The sequence below is a fragment of the Marinobacter salicampi genome, from assembly GCF_011074795.1.
GTDB classification, from domain to species: domain Bacteria; phylum Pseudomonadota; class Gammaproteobacteria; order Pseudomonadales; family Oleiphilaceae; genus Marinobacter; species Marinobacter salicampi.
The window spans coordinates 1-18,692 of sequence record NZ_JAAMPF010000028.1; the positions used below are offsets into that span (position 1 = coordinate 1).

General features: G+C 53.8%; 17 protein-coding genes and 1 pseudogene. 5 read left to right on the forward strand and 13 right to left on the reverse strand.

The window, feature by feature from the left end:
• Positions 1 to 48 precede the first annotated feature (48 nt).
• From G7W63_RS16130 to G7W63_RS16150, 5 genes and pseudogenes are all read right to left on the reverse strand, one after another.
• Positions 49 to 2,358, reverse strand: coding sequence for a ThiF family adenylyltransferase (locus tag G7W63_RS16130; RefSeq protein ID WP_166260582.1), 2,310 nt, complete (start codon positions 2,356 to 2,358; stop codon positions 49 to 51).
• Positions 2,348 to 3,518 (reverse strand): annotated as a pseudogene (locus G7W63_RS20230) (ComEC/Rec2 family competence protein). Before G7W63_RS20230 ends, G7W63_RS16130 begins: the two are co-directional and overlap by 11 nt.
• Positions 3,519 to 3,537: 19 nt before the next feature.
• The gene (locus G7W63_RS16140; protein WP_166260585.1) at positions 3,538 to 4,161 is read right to left on the reverse strand and encodes a hypothetical protein; all 624 of its coding nucleotides are present in this window, start codon (positions 4,159 to 4,161) and stop codon (positions 3,538 to 3,540) included.
• Between the two features lie 108 nt (positions 4,162 to 4,269).
• On the reverse strand, positions 4,270 to 4,494 hold the full coding sequence (locus G7W63_RS16145; RefSeq protein ID WP_166260588.1) for a DUF2188 domain-containing protein: 225 nt from the start codon (positions 4,492 to 4,494) through the stop codon (positions 4,270 to 4,272).
• A gap of 115 nt (positions 4,495 to 4,609) precedes the next feature.
• Positions 4,610 to 5,350 carry a tyrosine-type recombinase/integrase gene (locus G7W63_RS16150; RefSeq protein WP_166260591.1) on the reverse strand — a complete coding sequence of 247 codons (741 nt, stop codon included), beginning with the start codon at positions 5,348 to 5,350 and terminating at the stop codon, positions 4,610 to 4,612.
• A gap of 227 nt (positions 5,351 to 5,577) precedes the next feature.
• Here G7W63_RS16150 and mauJ point away from each other — a divergent pair, with 227 nt between their 5' ends.
• Positions 5,578 to 6,897, forward strand: a complete 1,320-nt coding sequence (mauJ, locus tag G7W63_RS16155) for a methylamine utilization protein MauJ (protein WP_166260594.1) — start codon at positions 5,578 to 5,580, stop codon at positions 6,895 to 6,897.
• Between the two features lie 74 nt (positions 6,898 to 6,971).
• Here the strand turns inward: mauJ and G7W63_RS16160 are convergent, their stop codons facing one another.
• Positions 6,972 to 7,673 carry a tyrosine-type recombinase/integrase gene (locus G7W63_RS16160; protein WP_166260597.1) on the reverse strand — a complete coding sequence of 234 codons (702 nt, stop codon included), beginning with the start codon at positions 7,671 to 7,673 and terminating at the stop codon, positions 6,972 to 6,974.
• A gap of 219 nt (positions 7,674 to 7,892) precedes the next feature.
• Between G7W63_RS16160 and G7W63_RS16165 the strand changes: the two genes are divergently transcribed.
• From G7W63_RS16165 to G7W63_RS16180, 4 genes are all read left to right on the forward strand, one after another.
• Complete coding sequence (locus G7W63_RS16165; protein ID WP_166260600.1) at positions 7,893 to 8,564, forward strand: TnsA endonuclease N-terminal domain-containing protein; 672 nt, start codon at positions 7,893 to 7,895, stop codon at positions 8,562 to 8,564.
• Positions 8,561 to 10,480, forward strand: coding sequence for a hypothetical protein (locus G7W63_RS16170; RefSeq protein WP_166260604.1), 1,920 nt, complete (start codon positions 8,561 to 8,563; stop codon positions 10,478 to 10,480). Before G7W63_RS16165 ends, G7W63_RS16170 begins: the two co-directional genes overlap by 4 nt.
• Positions 10,477 to 11,427, forward strand: a complete 951-nt coding sequence (locus G7W63_RS16175) for an ATP-binding protein (protein WP_166260607.1) — start codon at positions 10,477 to 10,479, stop codon at positions 11,425 to 11,427. The genes G7W63_RS16170 and G7W63_RS16175 overlap by 4 nt, the downstream gene beginning before the upstream one ends.
• A 494-nt stretch (positions 11,428 to 11,921) precedes the next feature.
• On the forward strand, positions 11,922 to 12,983 hold the full coding sequence (locus G7W63_RS16180) for a hypothetical protein (protein ID WP_166260610.1): 1,062 nt from the start codon (positions 11,922 to 11,924) through the stop codon (positions 12,981 to 12,983).
• Here the strand turns inward: G7W63_RS16180 and G7W63_RS16185 are convergent.
• From G7W63_RS16185 to G7W63_RS16210, 7 genes are all read right to left on the reverse strand, one after another.
• Complete coding sequence (locus tag G7W63_RS16185; protein WP_166260613.1) at positions 12,980 to 13,381, reverse strand: HipA N-terminal domain-containing protein; 402 nt, start codon at positions 13,379 to 13,381, stop codon at positions 12,980 to 12,982. The genes G7W63_RS16180 and G7W63_RS16185 overlap by 4 nt on opposite strands.
• 125 nt (positions 13,382 to 13,506) lie before the next feature.
• On the reverse strand, positions 13,507 to 13,917 hold the full coding sequence (locus G7W63_RS16190; RefSeq protein WP_166260616.1) for an antitoxin Xre/MbcA/ParS toxin-binding domain-containing protein: 411 nt from the start codon (positions 13,915 to 13,917) through the stop codon (positions 13,507 to 13,509).
• Between the two features lie 728 nt (positions 13,918 to 14,645).
• Positions 14,646 to 15,104, reverse strand: a complete 459-nt coding sequence (locus G7W63_RS16195; RefSeq protein WP_166260619.1) for an ATPase — start codon at positions 15,102 to 15,104, stop codon at positions 14,646 to 14,648.
• A gap of 6 nt (positions 15,105 to 15,110) precedes the next feature.
• Positions 15,111 to 15,389: a DUF2933 domain-containing protein gene (locus tag G7W63_RS16200; protein ID WP_166260622.1), complete on the reverse strand. Its 279-nt coding sequence runs from the start codon at positions 15,387 to 15,389 to the stop codon at positions 15,111 to 15,113.
• Positions 15,386 to 17,314 carry a copper-translocating P-type ATPase gene (locus tag G7W63_RS16205; protein WP_207308972.1) on the reverse strand — a complete coding sequence of 643 codons (1,929 nt, stop codon included), beginning with the start codon at positions 17,312 to 17,314 and terminating at the stop codon, positions 15,386 to 15,388. The genes G7W63_RS16200 and G7W63_RS16205 overlap by 4 nt, the downstream gene beginning before the upstream one ends.
• A gap of 11 nt (positions 17,315 to 17,325) precedes the next feature.
• Positions 17,326 to 17,676, reverse strand: coding sequence for a heavy-metal-associated domain-containing protein (locus tag G7W63_RS19860; RefSeq protein WP_207308973.1), 351 nt, complete (start codon positions 17,674 to 17,676; stop codon positions 17,326 to 17,328).
• A 158-nt stretch (positions 17,677 to 17,834) separates the two neighbouring features.
• Positions 17,835 to 18,605 carry an SDR family NAD(P)-dependent oxidoreductase gene (locus G7W63_RS16210; protein ID WP_166260625.1) on the reverse strand — a complete coding sequence of 257 codons (771 nt, stop codon included), beginning with the start codon at positions 18,603 to 18,605 and terminating at the stop codon, positions 17,835 to 17,837.
• Between the last annotated feature and the right edge of the window lie 87 nt (positions 18,606 to 18,692).

The window sequence follows — 18,692 nt, forward strand, 5'->3', positions numbered from 1 at the left end:
TCTTGATCGCTCAGCAGTGAAACAGTCAAAGGTTAAATTTTGCCTTCTTCAAGAGTGAAAAAAGGACAACTCAACCGTCGTTGTTTGTTGACCCAATGAAACGCTGATCGTTGAGTCCGAGACAATCATGGAGATTGCAGGACTGCCATCACGAGCCATAACATCCTCTAGGTAATCCAGCTGTTTTCGATCGTGAGTGCTTGGATCGGATTTGCAGCCCCTCGGATGAGAATGCCATTCACCTAGATACGAAACGATCCCGCCAGTTCTACGACGACACTCATCGATATCTCCTTCTACACCGGCAGTTCCGCGCAAGAACTCTTGGGGTCTTGCAGTGCTGTCCTCTGGTGCGGGCCTGGCTAGCACGACCGATATCGTTTTGATCTTCTGGTCAATAAAACCAAGCAAAATGCCACCGGTTTCACTGGGTAATTTGTCGTTTCTGAGTCTGGACATGCCATCTTCTATCGAGACGTCCCACCATACAGTCCAACCCCCAACTTCCGCGTGAATGGGCTTGCAGGCCTGAATGTCATGAGCGCTAACGGCCCCGGAGAGCTCATCGTAATCCCAGATCTTGATCTGGGCTTCTTCTTTGTCTGATAGCAACCTCAGCTGGCGAGCCAGTATCGATCCGTGGAGCCATATCAGTTCATTGGACATCGCCGTGGTTATGTCCCGGCATCCGGCCCCAACCCACAAAGAGCCCGAGTTCCCTTCCAGATGATCGGTGCCCCAGCAATCATTGGTCAGAATGGCTCGATAATACTGAGCCTCGAGTGACAGACTACGTGTGTATCCGGACTGATCCTCCATGAGTAAAACCGAGGACCTGCCTGATGGAGTTATGAAGAGTGTTACCAAACGAGCCGACCTATCCATGCCGGACAGGTCCCGAGGGACCTCTACCGTCGTGGATGCATCGACGATGATGTCCTTGTGCTCCAATAGGTCTTCGAGCCATTGGAGGTCCTCCGTGAGCCTCCTTACGTAAGCTTTTGGCACGCTGCTGTCACTCACCTTGAGGGAGAACATTGAAGCGGCCTGGGCGCTCATCATTTCGGATTTGGCCATGCCCACACATGGACCTAGGGAAACATGACGGGGCAGGTTATGGGGCTCAACCGCATCATGATCGACATATTCCCACTCACCCCAGCCTTCCCTTGCCCAGATTGAGGCAACGGCACTTCCCAAAGATCCGAGCCCAGAAATGACCCCGTTGAAATCGCATGGTGAATCAGCTATGCCCGAGTATTCCCTCACCTCCTGCTTTGATGGCATTAGCCTGATACCAACAGGGGTCAGAGGGTAACTTTCCAATCGATCCACGTTCAGGGGCTCGCTTTTTTCCATTATCCCAGTATTACGAAACCACTTGTTTTCGCCGGGACTACGGATCAGGGCGCCAAGGTCTTCACCGAGCCGGCCAAAATGTTGATCCATAGCGAAGCCGTAAACGTCCGTTCTCTCGGTCTTGCCGTCGCGTTTGAGGGAGATGCCCAGCACTAGAAGTATCTTATTGGTCTTGCCGGCCGGCCAGTCAAAGCTTTGACCCTCAGGAAGAAGATTCTGAATCGCCTCACGGAGCAATCCGGAAATCCTGGCACCTCGAGAATCGAGTCTTTGAAGCAGCTCCCCAAGATGTTTGGGGTGTTCCTCTACGCGGCCGTGAGTAATGGGAGGCAAGATGATCGTAATTGGTATCCATTTACCATCCTGGAAACCCGGATGCGACCTATCATCTACAACCCGGGCTTGATACAAGAATCTTCCTCGACAAGCGAATGGTTGCTGGTCGAAAACGATACGATAGCCGGTTTCGGTGAGTCTCTCGAAATAATTCTCCGGCAATACAAAGCGATCCGCGGGTTCGAAAAAAAGCTGCTCAAGAGGTTGGTCTTCTTGATGCAGGTTTTCGCAGGCGGTTTCCCGAAGCCACCAGAGAGCTCGACCCAGAAATGATTGAGGGTTCCAGACTCGCTCCACAGATGACCAAGGCTCAACGTAGAGGCACAGGGAACGTGGTGAATTGGGCCCTACATGGTTTTGATGCATGGTCACTGGGAAGTCGGAGCGAAGCGCCCTCACCTCCCAAGGGAACTCGCGGTTGGAACTATAAACCAGCGCCAGGCGTTCAAAGCGGCGTATTCCGACCCGATTCTTGGCATCAAAAGTCCCATCGCCAACATCGACAATAAGCGCATGTGAATCCGGCGAAATTCGCCGGAATTCAACAACGTCAAAAGCAGAGTGCTCGCTGCACGCGTCGGCCACGTCACGCATTGATGCCGGCAAATTCGACGTTACCGACTTTCCCAGCGGCTCTCCGTAGTCAATGTATTCAGTCGTCACTGCCTGCCCTCGGTGGAGCGGCGGATGCGACTGACGCTATTGCGGCAGCGGTAACGGCCAGCCTGAAGCCAGACCTGGTGCCTTGAAATACAATTGGCTCCGGCTTCTTGCGAGTCGGCTCTTCCCCGGTGCACTTAAAGATACCTGTTGACCCCAAGATACTGCTGTACTCACGCTTGGCCCGAATACAGGGGGGGTCGTTATCGTCATCAACAACCGGCTTGCTGCTGGAAACAATAAACGCATCATCATTTGCCTGAGCTAACGCTGAACGCGCATCCTCGGAGATCTCAGCATTGTTGCCATTATCAGACCAGCTGTCGTGTGAAAGTGAACGCCATGAGCAGTGGTGAGGGGCAAGGAGGAGGTCGTATTTCAGATCGTCAGACGTGTACTCGCGCCAGAGCCGCTCCCAGATGGATACCCCCGAGTCACCGCCAGACAGGAATCGGCTGAAACAATCGCCGGAGCTGGACTCACGAATGCTGAAATTGATCACAACACTGGAGTCGTTTTTAGACAGCTCTTCCTCCACCTCCTCGTCTTGCTCTCGGAAAGGGGCAAGTAGGCGCGATTTCAGGAGGGTTCTGGCCAACTCCGTTTATTCCGTTAATGACATCCCCTTGCCTTATGAGGATTTGTTCCAGGCCATCTGTCTTCCCGTCTTTGTCTTGCCCCAGGATAAGAATCCGATCGCCATCAGAAACGTTGAAGCCGCTATCGCGGTTTGCCTTGACGCGGCGACGCGCCTCCGTGGCGAATGCCTGGGCATCATCACACAAAGTCAACTTCTTCGACGCACGCCTGAAGACCATCGGTGACGACCAAAGCTCCCGTATGATAATCCGCTTCTGGGACTGGTCTTTGTCGTCATCGGGATAGTCGTCAACTGGGCCAAGCCAGAAATGCGCCCTGAGGCCAAGACAATGGTCCTCGTCCGGGTGTGAAAGAAGCATTGCATTAACAAACGGGCGCCCCCGGGCATCCTTCCTAATGCGCTTTCGAAGCTCAGAAGCAACGTCAGGGGTCGTGTCGCTCGGATCATCCGCAGAACGCCTAATCCGACAGTCGATTAGAAGGGAGGTCTGGCGATCGTCCGCAAGCTGCAACAAGGTCATGTCACCATTATCAACGGGGAAAAATGTAACCTTCGAGTTCATGAACTGCAGTTCCTTTCGTCTATTGAGAGACGGCAACGGCGTTTACAACAAGCCTATTACCTGCATTGCGAGCGGCAAGAAGAGCCAGCAGGGATGAAATGATGAGTACAACATAGACAGCAGGGACGACGTCGCCAAGAAGTTGAGGGTCTCCCAGGAAGTCCCACAAAATTGTAAAAATCAGGAGAGCGACCAAACCCGAAAAGGAGTCGCGGTAGAGGAGAAAGCTTCTGTGCGATTGACGGACTTCATGAGTATCTCTAACAGGCTTGTATATGTCCCGATACCAGAGGGAGTTACGATCACCCGCAGCGATCGCCTCATCAAAGACGTGCGGCCATTGTGATGCCACGTCTTCATACACGACTCTCGAATCCCGCTTACAGAGAAGATGAACCCTGCCCCCGGGCATTTCATTGACTAAACGCGTGAAGACCAGTTTGTGCTTTATGTCCTGTGGGAGTAGATGGGTGACAAGGACCAAAACCGCTAAGGTAATCAAACCAGCAACCCCTGTAAGAAGCCCCTCTTTTATTGTTGGCAAGGAGTTGAAGCCATACTGAAACCCCAAACACATGAGGACGGCTGCGCTTAACAGCGCGGCGATCGTGGCATTATTCTGTTTCTTTAGATCTTTCTCCACTCTGGCCACCATCAGTAACAAACAGTTAATACCTTTGGGGGATTAGCTGCTGATCAACCTTAATTCATCGGGCACCAATAACCTGATGCAACCTATGAATGCCCCCTATCAACCTTTGGGTGGAAAAGGATCATTCCCGTAGGAATCTCTCTCCCGTATTCGCCCATTCCGGCCATGGATAAACACTTCGCTGTTTTGATTCCGGGCAATCCCCCTCGCCGCCTCGGCCGCTTCGGCTTGGGTCGAGTGATGTGACGTGTCTCGGCTGTTGCCTGCCCCTTTTACCGCCCACCCGTTCTCTCTCTGAACGACATGCTGATTCTTGCCAGTCATGCTTGTAACCTCGCTATTGAGACGACATGACCATGTAAGCACAATATTGAACACAACACAACATGTGGTGCTGTAAAATCTACCAGCAACTATATGTGGGGTTATTGCGGATGAATCAGTGAAAGTCCACACCCTCCAAAAAATGCGCCCCGTCAAAGGTCAGTACGTTGGTGTAAACCTCCGTGGACTCCACGCTACGGTGACCCAGAAGCTGGCTCACGAACTTCAATGGCCGGCCGTGCAGGAGCAAGTGCACCGCAAAGCTGTGCCGAAAGGTGTGGCACCCAATCTTGAACGGCGGCGCTCCCCTCATCTGCTCAATCAACCGGTCGATGTTGGCGCTGACCGCCTGGCGCGTGATCGGAAAGATCCGCTCGTCCTTCCGAAACTTCCCCATCCACAGGTAGCTCTGGATCCGGGTCTGGAAATCGCGATCGAGAATCGGAATAAACCGTTTGGGCGAACGTTGCAGGCTGCGCTTGCTCGGTCGCCCGGCCCCTTGCTTAAGGGTCTTGAGGAGCACGCCGAAGTCGTAGCCGTCGTCGATGAAGCCGGCCGGTGTGATCGCCAGCACCTCGGAGACCCGGGCGCCGGTGCACCACATCAGGTCCAGGATCAGCCGGTGCATGGGATGCGACTCGCTCTCCAGCAGATCCAGGACTTCCGGTTTGAGCAAGTACTTGGGCATGGTGTCGAGGGTTTCGAGCAACAACGGCCGCTTGTCGATCAGCCGGTCCCAATCGATGGTCACCTCCTGGATCGGGAACGAGACCAGGGGCCGCTCCTGAAACCCAAGCGAACGCTTGTTGGGTCTGGGGCGTGGAAATGAGCGCGCGCTGGTGATGGATTTTGACATTTCCCCTCCGGGGTTCTGTCAATTCTGGGGAGGAATTATGGGAGCAAATAACCGCCCTATTCCGACCCGTTCAGTATGGCAAGCGCCGGGAAAACCGCAAGAAACGGGGGTCGGTTGACGAACTATGGACAAGCGTCAACAAAGGTCTACAGTGACAGGAAACGCCGATTTGAGGTGCTTTATGACGTCAGTTACCGATTTCCAGGCCCCGCGTTAGGGAGCGAACTATGTCCGATCTGCTATGGGTCAATGCCAACGAACAAGCCCAGCGTCGAATTGCTGAGCCCGGACACTGGGTCGTGGCAACCGTGGAACCTCGGTTTGGTTGGCCGACGACTCCCCAGATGGTGGTGCACGAAGGCCTTGAGTTCGTCCTGATGCCCCAGAACGATCCCGATTGTCGAAACGCGGCGATCGCATTTGAAGCGAACCGCCACGGCCTGGCACCAGAAGCGGCACGCAAAGTCATCATGCATTTTTGCAGCGTCTTGTCGTGGGCTGAGAGCGCCGGTCTGACGATCCTCGCCTGGGGAGCTGGCGACCGGCCGCGTCCGATTGGAATGCCGCTCAGCCGGGTGACAACGTCCTTTCTTGACACCCTCGAGATCCCCCACCCGACCGACGACCAGGAGCGCGCAGCGTTGGCGCTGTACCGGGAAGGGGTATCACTGGATAACCCGTTTTACGCTTTCCTGAGCCTGTACAAGGTGATCAGCGTTCTTTTATCAAATGGGCGGACACGCGGTGCCTGGATTGGCGAAGCATTAACCCGTCTGGATAGCGAACACGCGATCCGCCGCCGCGAGGAATTGCTTGCAGCCGGGTTGGACGTCGGGCTTTACCTTCGTGATGAAGGGCGGAACGCTGTGGCGCATGCGGAGGCTCAGCCCTACGCCAACCCGGATGACATCGACGATCATTTCCGCTTGACCCTGGATCTGCCGCTGTTGCGAAATCTCGCTGAACTGGCCGTTGAGGAGAGGACCACCGTGCAACGTCCACGCACGGTTCGACAAAAGCATTTTTACGAGCTTGAAGGCTTTAAATCGATTCTGCCACCCGGCTTGATTAGCGAACTTGCCCAGCGACAGGAGATCGACATTGAGGCCATAGAGCTGCCCGACAGGTTGACCCTTTTAGCCAGGCGTGGGCCCGCCGTGTGGCGGTTGGATGACCTGGTGCCCATCGGTGTAGAGGTGGATGGAGGGAGCCTATGTCTGCTGCTACAAAGTCACGACGCGGCCCTGACCATAAGAGTCGGTCTCGATGTTGCGGAGGAGCGTCTCAGGTTTGATCCCTTAATGGATATGGCGCTTCGGCCAAACCGGCATCAGGCAGCCGGTCTGCGCACCGAAATCGCGTTTCGGAAGTTTCAGATGGGGATCCTCCTCAATGGGCGGCTTGAGGTGTGGGAGCCAGAACATTTCGCCTTGCTCGGTCAGACCGCCCCATATCTGCCCCAGAACATACGAGTGGATTACCACGCCTACGAACGGGCGATTGAGGAACTCGAAGTGCTCTTAGCCGATCGAGATCCCAATCACTGATCGAGCGAATGTTTCTCGTCCCGAGTGTCATCCGTCTCAAGGTGTTCATTTGTTCGGCTTTAACCGCTCTACCGTCAATGAAACTCAATTCCGTTCATCATCTCCCGATCTGTAACCGTCAAAACCTCCATGTAGATTCTGGTGGAGTTCAAATGCTCGTGCCCGAGGAGTCGGCTGGCGTAATCAAGCGGGCGACCGTGCAGTAGCAGGTTTACTGCAAAGGAATGTCGAAACGTGGTGCTGGTAATGCGATGGGATGGGAATCCGACGGTATTGGCAAGGTTGTGAATGTGACGATTGAGTGTCTGTGGGGCGATCGAGAAAAGATGTTCCCTCTGCCGGAAATGGCCGGCACACAGATAGGTTTGCAGGCGGTCTTGGAGCAGCTCATCAACAATTGGCACGAACCGTTCTACGCAACGGGGTGCGCTAAGCCGGTTTGGCCTGCCCGGCGTTGCCCTTTTCGCTTTAAGGTAAACGCCGAAGAGGTCATTCGAGTCAATAATACGCTCTGGTGTCAATCCCAGGACTTCAGCGACTTTGGCGCCGGTGGTCCACATCACATCCAGTATGAGGCGGTACATGGGGTGTTTGTCCGCCTGAAGGAGCGCGGTCACCTCCGGCTTCAGCAAGTAGTATGGCATATGGGCGACATTCCGGACCACCGATGGTCTTTTACGGATCAATTCTTCCCAGTCGATGGCCACGTGCTGGATAGGGAACGGACCGTCTCGAAAGGAAGAGGTGGCTGCGCCTAAATCGGAGGGCTGAGGCATCGGTTCGTTGAGCTCCTAGAAAATGGTGCGAAACACATCCGTTTTCCCGCAAGAACTTCCTTATTAGCCTTTTGAATCTATTGTAGCCTATTGTTTAAAAAGAAAATTTAACATGTTGGTATATTATGAAAAAAAAAGAGAAAATCGAACATAATGGGCTCTATTTCGATGTGAAGGTTGGGAGCAAACTGAAGGCATGGAATCAAGAGGAGTGAGACCATGCCGAATTCGTCGCCAAACCAGTTTCCCTCTGTGCAGGGAGATACGCTCGAACCTCGCCAACGGGCAACCCGACAATCGATGCGTATCGCGACAGAGTTCTCCGTCCAGTGCATGCTCAAACATCCCCACCGCAGTGAATTTCACTGCCGCTCCGAGCACCTGTATGCAGGGCTGCTAGAGGGCAATCCTGCCGTAATTTCCTTTGTGCCCCAGCCGTTCACATTTGGGGTGGGTCGCTGCCGATACACCCCCGATTTTTTCGTTCAGGCCAAGGACCGGGCCTTTGTGGTTGAGGTGAAGCCGGAGGGTAAGGTGGACAACCGTTTAACAGAACCTGTTGCCCATTTTCTGCGACGTAACGGCATTGATTTTGATGTCGTTCACAATGCCGGAATTATCGAACGTGCAGTTGAAGCGGAGAATTGGCTCGAGATTGTGAGAGTGTTGCACGTTAACCGGGATCTACCAACAGAGTCGGTGGAGCGGCGCTTGTTGGAGGAGTTCTACCAAGAACCCGAGCGAGCCCTCGCCGATGTTGTGAACTCTGGTGACCGAGCTGCGTCCTATGACCGTGAAATCGCGCTATTCCGGCTATTGCACCGAGGGTTACTTCGGGCCGAGCTTTCGGAACAGCCCCTTGATTTCACAACCGTGGTTCTCTTGTCATGAGCTGGCGCGAAAGGCTTATCAATGAGCCCTCTCTCAAGGCCTTTTCCGAGTGGCCAGCTGTGGACTACAACCTGATTCCGCTGAAGAAGCGTCCTCTTTTCCTTCGCAATCAGCGTTTGGTATCGAAAGTCCTTTCAGGTACCACATTGGAGGCCGTGGCTCAGAGTGAAGGACTCAGTAAGGGGCGGGTGAGTCAAGTACTCGAGCGCTGCCTGGGTGGCAATCTGGATTCGCCGGCTCTCCTGACGGAGGGACTGATCCCGAGTGTTCAGGTTAACCCGCCGCAGCGCACGGCGCCTCTGCCTACCTTCCAATCGCCAGGCGCTTGCACTGGGGCTTTTGCGGCATTGCTAGCTCAAGTCCCGGAATTGAAAAAGGAACTGGACCGCGCTATTGAGGCAGATTTCAAACGGAAATCTGTGTCAGAGCGATTAACTGCCGAGTCTCTTCACAACCGATTTGTTTTTAAACTCGCTGCTCTGAACTGGCCTCTGGACCGGTATCCATACACAACAGCTTCACGTGGCTACGAATCCGTTCGGCGTTATTGGGTGATCAAAAAACAGGAGCTCACTGCCGAACAGTATCAGCATCAAGAGGCTTCATCACAGGCGGCCGCATTACCGTTAACCCTGCGTGCGCTGGCAACTGTTCAGGTGGATGAGCATCTGATCGACGTCCATTCACGGATCTCGATCGAATTGGGAGGAGAACTTATTCATCTTCGTCTCGCGCGATGCACCTTGCTCCTTGCGATCGATGTAGGCACACAGTGTGTGTTGGGTTTCCACCTGGTTCCTACCGCAGCACCAAATCAGCAGGATATGTTGGCGTTAATTGAACGATGCGTGACCAAAAGACAGCCTCCAGCCCTCACCACGCCGCAATTTACCGCACCCAGTGGCCCTGCATTTCCGTCAGAGCTTGAGCCCTCTGTGGCGATCAGTTTAGGGACAGTGCTGTTGGACAATGCCTGGATACATCACAGTAATTCGGTGGTCGATTTTTTATCGGCGAAAATGGGCGCTGCGTTGCGCTTTGGCTACCCTGCCCTGCCAAAAACCCGGGCTCTGGTCGAGCGCGTGTTTCATTATTTGGAGCTCCGACTGGGTCATAGATTCGACTCAACCACCGGATCCTCACCGACTGACCCAGCCAAAGAATCCAAAAAGAATGCGAAGAAGCCGCCGATGCTCAGTTTCCAGACGCTCGAGGAAGCGCTTTACCTCACGCTGTTTGAATTCAATCACCGGCCTCGACCTCACCTCGGTGGCTCCTCACCCATGGATTTGTTCCGGCATCAACTGCAGACGCAATGGATTCGGTACTTCGCTGAGGGACAGACCGCAGGCTTCAGGCCCTGGCTCTCTCAAAAAACCGTTCCGGTGCATCGTCCCAAACCAGGAAACGGAACGCCGTTTGTTATGTTTGAGTATTGTCGGTATCGGGGGCCGGGACTCATCAAATTAACGTCTCTCAAATCACAAGTTGTTATTGAATATGACCGGCGGGATATTCGAAGGATACGAGCAAAGACGCTAAAGGGAGAGGATCTGGGGGAACTGCGTGCGCCCCAGAGTTGGCAGAGGTTCGCCCATTCCGTCTCCACTCGACGCATGCTATTCAAAAACCAAAGGGCACATCGGGCAGATCAGCACGATCCGGTCACCGGTTGGTTTTCGGATCTTCTGGAAAAGCGTGATCAGCCAAAAATTGCTTCTCAAATTCTTCGGATCTATCAGGAAATCTCTGCAGCTGGCCGGATGGGCCTGGCTTTCGGAGAAGACCAAACCCGCGAAGAATGTTGGCAGCACAATGCCGCAACGGAGCGGAGTTTGACTCGAAATACTACCGCTGAACAACAGTATTCGTGGTCTCCAATCAGGACGCCCCTCAAGAGGGAAAGCGAGCCATGAAACCAGTATCAGAGCGGGAACAAGACCATCCCTTATTGCACCCGTGGACGGTGGTATTGGACACACCTGCGATGGCTCAACTCCGCGAGGATCTGACTCAATGGGTTTGGACGGGCATACCCGGAGCCGCGGTTGCTGGTCCCTCGAGAGTAGGAAAAACCACAGCCATCGAAAAAGTGTGCAATGACTTGGTAGATCGCAACGGGCGCCAGATTCCCGTATTTCAAGTCAATATACCCTTGCGAGATCAGTCGACGGTCGTTTCGGTCTATCGGCAGCTATGTTGGAGCGCCGGCCTAACCGTGCTGAGTCGCGACACAGCGGATCAAATGGCGGATCGCTTCATTCACTTTATTGCAGATCAGATGTCTGAAGCCGGCGTTGTCCAGGCCTTGCTGGTCGTAGACGAGTGCCAGAGACTCTCGCCCCGTCAGTTCAATGTCTTTGCCGAACTCTATGATCGGTTAAGGTCTATACAGCGAGCATTGCTCGTGGTTTTTGTGGGCAATGACGCAGAAACCTGGTCACTGATCGACAGCATGGATCCCGTATTTTTTGCACACCTCCACGGCCGCTTCTTCCGGGTCCGTCGGGTCTACCGGGGCATCGCCTCGGCTGAGGAGATCAAATATTGCCTGGCACAATATGATCGATTACGTCATCCGCCAAAAACGGGGCGCACCTTTGTCGCACAATACCTTCCCGAAGCGGTGAACTCAGGCTTCCGGCTCGCTTCTGCGGCCGGACTGTTCTGGCGGGCTTTTCGGAGCTTCCAGAAGGAACACAAATTGGACTCCTGGGGGATGCAATCCTTTTCTATCACCACCAATACGCTGCTAACTGATTTTCTGCCACGCTACGGTACCGATGCGCTGGATGACGATATGGTCGAACAAGCACTCCGCATGTCCGGATTGGTTCCGACACTAGTAAAACCGTTCCGCTGAGAACAAGGATGGTCTTTCATGCAGTGCCCAGCGTTAATTCCGGTCGATGGATGGGACGTCCCGGACAAAGCGCCTATGCGACAGCTCGCCAGCTCTTGGTGGCTAATCCGGGAATGTCCCCTCTACGCCTCCGTAAAGAACTTGGATCTACGTTCCCGACGCCCAAGGCCATTGAAAGCAACCTTGTTCGACAATGCCCTTCTTGTGCATGGCATTTATACCATTCAGACCTATTTCGATTCGATTGGGTACGCCGGTGCCCCGCTCACGGTAATCCTATCGTCTCTATGTGCCCGAAGTGCCAACGCCCCTGGCCTGACATTTATTCGCTGACCTTTGATTCGTGCGATGTGTGCGGCTTACCGAGCGTTACAGAGCTTCCCGGGCGAGTTCAGCCTGAAGCTGTCTTAGCTCCGTTTACGAGGCTCTGGGACTTTGTACACGCAGAGGCACCGGAATTGGATTTAGCTAAGTCGTGGGGTTGGGCAGATGAGATGGACGCATTGTATTGGCAAAACATGGAGAGCCAAGTCTGTTGGCAGCCGGTCTCCCATCAGTCTCGATGGTTCCCTTCCTTTCAAAGCCATTGGCACCCGGAGTTTTCTGCATCTGAGCTGCATTCGCTGGGCGTGGATCTGGTTGATTTGCCAATGCAGCACCTCATTGCTCAAGTACGACCTTGGAGTATTCCTAAAATTTCTGAGCGAACCTGGTGGCGCCACAACGGAAACAGAGAAACGCTCATTCGCTTTCCGATGCCGTCCAGGCTCGCTCTCATTGCGAAGACGGGTCAGGATATCGCTAACTGGGTCGATCAGCATGTTCCGAAAGCACATGCACTGCGGGTAGGCTTTTGCGGGAATTCACTTGAGGGGTATTTAAAGAACTGGACCATACCCTGCCCCTTTTGCCTCGCCTTTAGCATGTGGTGGTGTATCGTTACTCAGCGCTATTTCAATCCCAAGCGGGCGGTTAGATCGGCGCACTTTATGTTTACAAAAAGCGTTGGTTATCGGACGTGGTCAGCTCTCACAGAGCGCGTACTCCTATACATTTGTGATCGAGAAAATCCTAGTTTTCACGACAGGTACTACCGCCCAGACCTCTGGTTTCAGCGCTGGTTCTACCAAAGAAGTCTCCAACTCATTTTTTGTGAGCTGTTCGAATTGGCTTCATTTTTGGTCCATAGATATTCGGAATGTCGACTCAAGAAGAACCCAATAGCCTGGGATCACCGCAATCACTACAAGAGGGCGTGGAAGTCCAGTGCTATGATCGCCGGGGGCTTTGAAAAGGATCGGATAAACGTTTGGTGCACTAATGAGAACCCGTTAGACAACTTGCAACCCGGGTTTCCTGAGGCTACCCATTATCTCCACCAGGATGGCCTCGCGGGGGATGCATTTTTACGGGATGTTGATTGGGATCCGGATAATATGGCCGTTTGGAGCGCTGACAGTTTTCCTGAAGTCTTTGAGAAGACGGCACTGGATCTACATGAGTGGGGTTGGAATAGCCCTTGGTCTCGTCAGAAGTGGTACCGATTAGAGAACTAACCCAGCCTACTCACCGACTTTGCCAAGTCTCCTTCCTCTGGATAAATGGTCACTGCACCAGCCAGGTCAGAACCATTCAATACCAGAAGCGTAAATTCGTCAGCAGGGTCTATTTTCTGCTCGAAGGATTGAATCCGACGCAGCCATCCTTCACTGCAAAGACCGGAAAAATACGCTGGCAACCCTCTGCTGGCGTAGGTTTCCTCTCTTAGGGGCAAGCTTAAACTCAGTGCAGGTCCTCCCAGATTTAGGTATTCGTGATCATAAGAAAAAACCACGCTTTCATCATGCCCTCGCACAAGTGATCCAGCACGTCTGCCATGAAGATATACAACTGCACAATACGGTCTTGGAGCCATGATGCGCCCTCGAGCAGCGACTGATAAAAGTTCTTTCATTTACGCTTTGTAGAACGCCGACATCGTGACTTAATGCATTACAGCGAATCGGCCTTCAAGTGAAAAGCGATACTCAAGAAGTATAGCTTTCTATTCGCATCAGGTACCCAATCAGCCGAACTTCCCTAAGATAAAATGCTCTGGATAGCCCACTGATATGCTGGATCGTCTCGACCGAGCGGTTGAGCTTGTGCGTCGTAGTACTGGCGAGTCAGGCGCAGCCCCTCCTTTCCGCTCAGCATTAGGTCCATCGCTGAACGGCCACTAAAAGGGGGCGAAGCATTCGGGAGCCGAAGATGACGCTTTGCGCGAGCTGGATCCGACATCAATATCCAAACGGCTATCAGAATGCCAAGGACATAACTGAGCTTGATCTCATCAACTTCAAGTGAACCTTCAGCATTAGCGGTGCGCTCAACTGAATTGCGGTCAGTATTGGATGCTAGGTGGAACAAAGCAATTCGTTCACGCTCGTTAAGCTCAAGTTTCTCGACGATGTGCTGCACCAAAGCCAGGTGATTTTTCATATTTTCCATTCCTCGGCCCTCTTGACCTGCCCCCAATCATATTAACCTGCGAAGTGTTTAGGGGGTTCCGTGACCTGCCCCCAATCACTGAACCGCTCACTGCTTAGTGATGTTGTTTTTTCGTCCCTGTAATCCCTGATCCTGAGTTGAGTCCAGCCAGTCTTGGTAAGCCCAGCGCCTTGACTCTGACCCCAATTTAGGTCCGGCCAGAGTTTAAAAATGCGGCTCCCGAGTTGGACGACGAATTTAGCACTTTGTGTGGAAAATTAAAGCGGCTGATTATTCTAGAATCTACTTTAAGTTTGTTTAGCACTTTGTGTGGAAATAGGTCGCTAAGCTCCTGATATATGGTTAGGCAGGTTTAGTACTTTGTGTGGTCGTCCACCGCTCCATATTTGTCTGTATCAGTGAAGCCCATGCAATACGCTGCTCCGTGCTATCGGCTCAGTGTGGCAGAAGGCCAACTTCAGCGAGCGAGGATACGACTATGAAAACCTGGACTACAACCATAACGTTTCTGGTACTTATGATGGCTGGTGGTACAGCCTATTCGGAAGGAATCAGTAATGACGACATTCGGTGCGACAGAAGTCCCCATTGCCTGATAGATCATCAGGACGACAGCTCCTTCTGATACTTTGGAGCTTACCCCACGCCTTCCGGCTTTCTGCGATGCTTGCGGGCGTGGGGTATATTATTCTGGTTATCTTTTTCTAAGGGCTCGTCACAAAGCCATCCTACACGTCGTCCATTCTCCCTATTTGTCGGGCCAGGCGCATGGACTCGTGGGTCTCCATTTCCAATAATGATTCAAACAGCTCCCTTGCTTCAGGGATTTCAGCTTTAGACGCCAGGGTTCTATACAGATCCGTGACCTGATCATGGAAATCCATGACCTCCCGGTATATTCCCTGAAAGTCCAAATCGGCGTAATGTCCGTCGCAGGTTCGATGGGTCTGAATTGGATTATGATGAAGATAATCATAAACCCTTGTTTCGAGAGTGTTTTTCTCACTTTGCCGTTTAAAGCCGTCAACTATGCGAACCAGCTCTTCTTCGTGGGAAGACAGGTAAGTCAGCAATGCGCTCGCACGCTCCTCTTCATTTCGGCTGGCACAATGGGCAAGACACCGGGCCAGCTCCTGGTGCAGGTTGCGGGTCCAGTCGATCAGCTCGCCGAAAGTTCTGATGTCCATCGGGTTTCACTCCTGTCGCGTTCGATGTTGAGAGCCGCTTCCGGCCCTGGGTCTGGTCGATTCACGTCTTTGTTCGCGGCGGTCTTTGCTAGCCGCCGACTCTTCGTGGGAATCAAGTGCTTTGCCGTGCCGTCTATGCATAAACACGTGCATTAATGGACAAGCCAGAAGAATCAGCCATGGCAAGCTGCCCATAATGCGGGAACTGTGGTCCTCCCACAGAAAGAACAGCATCACTGTGAGCATGGCAAGAACGGAGATGCACGACCTGGTGAAATGTTTCATGCCTGACTTTCCTTCTTGCGCTCGCCGTCGTAGCGGCGTTTCAGAAGCATTGAGTTGCCGATTACCGAGAGCGAACTGGCTGTCATAGCCACCACGCCAATCATTGGGTGTAAGAGCCCCATGGCTGCAATAGGTATTGCGGCAGCATTGTAACCGCTGGCCCACAGGAGGTTTTCAACGATCTTCCGGAAGGTAGCTCGTGAAAGCACCATCGCATCCACGACACCGGACAGTTCGCCCCGCACCAGGGTGACGTCGGCAGCTTCAATCGCAACATCAGCCCCAGCCCCAATCGCAATGCCTACGTTTGCCTGCTTGAGAGCGGGTGCATCATTGATGCCATCTCCGACCATCGCCACATGGTTTCCGTATGCTTTCTGAAGCTCACGGATAGCGTCTACCTTGCCTTCCGGCAATACACCCGCCCTCACCTCGTCTATACCGACTTCCCGGGCAACGGCAAGAGCAGAGCGTTCATTGTCACCCGTGATCATCACCACATGAAGTCCGTGGGCGTGCATGGCCCTGATTGCCTCGATGGATTCATCCTTCAGCGTGTCGGCAACTGCAACGATGCCACAGGCCTCTCCGTTTCTGGCCACGATAACTGCGGTACGTCCTCGGCTTTCGAGGTCTTTCAGAGGCCCGTCCAATGTATCCAGTCCCTTTACCCCGCTCTCTTCCAGAAGGAGGTGATTTCCGATAAGCACATGGTCACCGGTTACATTACCTGACACTCCCCTGGCGCCGGCGGACCGGAAACCGGTCACCTGCCCTATGGTGATGCCCCTGGCCTTGGCGCCATCAACAATGGCTCTGGCTATAGGATGTTCCGAAGCATTCTCAACCGTGGCGGCCAGCTCCAGCAATTCCTCTTCAGTGACGCCCTCCCCGGCAACGGCTTCGGTGAGCTCCGGTTCACCGCGGGTGATGGTGCCGGTTTTGTCCAACACCATCACTTTTATGTCTTTAAAGGATTGGATGGCCTCACCTGAGCGAATCAGTATCCCGCGCTCGGCGCCAACGCCCGAACCTACCATCAGCGCCGTTGGGGTAGCCAGACCCAGGGCACAGGGGCACGCAATGACAAGAACCGCTACAGCGGCGAGTATCGCCAGAACAGGTGTGGCTGCGTTGGGGTCTACCCAGGGAAGAAAGGCGGCTCCCCATTCCAGCACGGGGCGCAGCGAGTCGGCAGCCAGAAGCCAAACCACCAGGCTGCCCAGAGAGATAACAAGCACCAGAGGCACAAACCGGCCGGTCATTCGGTCAGCAAACTCCTGAATCGGCACCCGGGAGCCCTGGGCCTCGTCGATAAGCTTGACCACTTGCGCGAGGAAAGTGTCACCTCCTACCCTCGTCGCTTTTACCCGCAACCTTCCCTCTTTGTTAATTGTGGCGCCGATGACGGTATCGCCTGCGGTCTTATAGACAGGAACGGGTTCACCGGTCGCGATGGACTCATCCAGATGGCTTTCGCCTTCCACTACATCTCCGTCAGTCGGCACTTTATCGCCCGGGCGCACGACCATGATGTCGCCGGGGACGAGGTCGCTCACCGATATCTCCACTTCTTCTCCCTGGCGTTCGACACGTGCAGTCTTGGCGCCCAGCGTGAGTAACCGCCGGATGGCTTCGGACGCCTTGCCCTTGGCCTTGGCTTCCAGGTATCGCCCCACAAGGTGGAACGTCATGATGGTAGCTGCCATTTCGATGAACGAAGTCATGGGATAAACAAAGCCCACCATACCTATGAGATAAGGTGGGAGGCTGCCCATGGATATCAGCACATCCATGTTGAAGGTACGATTCTTCAAGGACCGCCATGAGGTTTTGTGGGTTGCGGCACCGCCGAACATAAATACAACCGGGAACGCCAGTAGCGCAACGATAGCCAGATAGCCTGGAACTGGCTGCCAGAACATGTGGACGACCATCAGAACCATGATCGCCGTGGTGGGAATGGCGGCGATCCAGAGCCTGCGGATGGCCTGTCGCAGGTAGGTTTCCTCGACGGCGGAGTCATCACGTGGCTGGTTTCGCCGGCGCTGGAGATTGAAGCCACTTCGTAGCCAGCCCCTTCGACGGCACTACGTAGTGACGTTTCGTCAGGGCCGTTGGAAGCGGATACCACTCTGACCCTATGGCTTGCCACATTGGTCACAACTTCATCCACACCTTCAAGACGCTGTAAGGTGTGACGGATGATTCCGGCACAGTGATCCGACCCCATACCGGGTACGATCAACTCTGATTTCTTGCTATCAGGCTCAGCCTTCTCGCTCATCTCGTCATCCTGTATTTGTGTCGTTCGATAACCAGAAGACCACAGGAAACTGAACTGAAACTGAACGGAGCCAGGTAGCGTTAGCATCCTTGACTCCGGTCAAGTTCGCCCTTGGGCTAGCTTATTGCCGGGAAAGGCCGAGCTATGGCAAATGACAACTATCTCGCTGTGTAGCCACCATCAATAACCAGTTCGCTTCCGGTCACGAACTTCGACTCATCAGACGCCAGGTAGACTACGCCCCAGGCAATATCGTCGGGCTCGCCCATATGACCAACCGGATGCAGCGCGGCTGTGGCAGCTCTCGCTTCATCCGGGTCCTGACTGGTATTTTTGAGATGATCCTCAACCAGTGGTGTCCAGATAAACCCCGGGTGGATCGAGTTTGCGCGGATATTCTCAGTGGCATAGAGCAAGGCGTCGGTTTTCGTCATCAGACGGACCGCCCCCTTGGACGCGTGATAAGGCGGGAGATCCGGAGCACTTACAAGGCCATAAATTGAAGAAAGATTAATGATGCTGCCAACCCCAGCCTTTTTCATGTGCGGCATGGCGTGCTTGGTGCAGAAAAAAACGCCCTTGACGTTCACATTCTGGACACTGTCCCACTCTTCCTCGGTCAATTCGTGAGTGGGCTTGTTCGAGCCAGCGATACCGGCGTTGTTCACCAGGACTGTCAGGCTGCCAAAGGAATCCGCTACGTTATCGAGCACCTGCTTGACCTGATTTTCGTCGCTGACATCACAGTGCCAGTAACCGGCTTCTAAACCCTGCTCTGACAGCTTGTGCGCCAGCGCTTCACCCTCTTTGTCAAGAACGTCGAGAATGGCCACGGCAGCGCCCGCCTCTGCCATACGAGTGACGGCAGCCGCTCCAATCCCGAGCGATCCGCCGGTTACCGCAGCCACTTTACCTTTGAGTCTGTCCATGAATATATCCCTTTACCATACTGGTTATGCGGTGGAGCCCAGATGGGTTCCGGGCATTATTATTTATACGCCTGCTGGGACTTCGTC

Excerpts from the sequence above, each read along its gene's own strand:
- G7W63_RS16145 (WP_166260588.1), bottom strand. The coding sequence starts at position 4,494 with ATGACTGGCAAGAATCAGCATGTCGTTCAGAGAGAGAACGGGTGGGCG.
- G7W63_RS16150 (WP_166260591.1), bottom strand. The coding sequence starts at position 5,350 with ATGTCAAAATCCATCACCAGCGCGCGCTCATTTCCACGCCCCAGACCC.
- mauJ (WP_166260594.1), top strand. The coding sequence starts at position 5,578 with ATGTCCGATCTGCTATGGGTCAATGCCAACGAACAAGCCCAGCGTCGA.
- G7W63_RS16160 (WP_166260597.1), bottom strand. The coding sequence starts at position 7,673 with ATGCCTCAGCCCTCCGATTTAGGCGCAGCCACCTCTTCCTTTCGAGAC.
- G7W63_RS16165 (WP_166260600.1), top strand. The coding sequence starts at position 7,893 with ATGCCGAATTCGTCGCCAAACCAGTTTCCCTCTGTGCAGGGAGATACG.
- G7W63_RS16170 (WP_166260604.1), top strand. The coding sequence starts at position 8,561 with ATGAGCTGGCGCGAAAGGCTTATCAATGAGCCCTCTCTCAAGGCCTTT.
- G7W63_RS16175 (WP_166260607.1), top strand. The coding sequence starts at position 10,477 with ATGAAACCAGTATCAGAGCGGGAACAAGACCATCCCTTATTGCACCCG.
- G7W63_RS16180 (WP_166260610.1), top strand. The coding sequence starts at position 11,922 with ATGGACGCATTGTATTGGCAAAACATGGAGAGCCAAGTCTGTTGGCAG.
- G7W63_RS16185 (WP_166260613.1), bottom strand. The coding sequence starts at position 13,381 with ATGAAAGAACTTTTATCAGTCGCTGCTCGAGGGCGCATCATGGCTCCA.
- G7W63_RS16190 (WP_166260616.1), bottom strand. The coding sequence starts at position 13,917 with ATGGAAAATATGAAAAATCACCTGGCTTTGGTGCAGCACATCGTCGAG.
- G7W63_RS16195 (WP_166260619.1), bottom strand. The coding sequence starts at position 15,104 with ATGGACATCAGAACTTTCGGCGAGCTGATCGACTGGACCCGCAACCTG.
- G7W63_RS16200 (WP_166260622.1), bottom strand. The coding sequence starts at position 15,389 with ATGAAACATTTCACCAGGTCGTGCATCTCCGTTCTTGCCATGCTCACA.
- G7W63_RS16205 (WP_207308972.1), bottom strand. The coding sequence starts at position 17,314 with ATGTTCTGGCAGCCAGTTCCAGGCTATCTGGCTATCGTTGCGCTACTG.
- G7W63_RS19860 (WP_207308973.1), bottom strand. The coding sequence starts at position 17,676 with ATGAGCGAGAAGGCTGAGCCTGATAGCAAGAAATCAGAGTTGATCGTA.
- G7W63_RS16210 (WP_166260625.1), bottom strand. The coding sequence starts at position 18,605 with ATGGACAGACTCAAAGGTAAAGTGGCTGCGGTAACCGGCGGATCGCTC.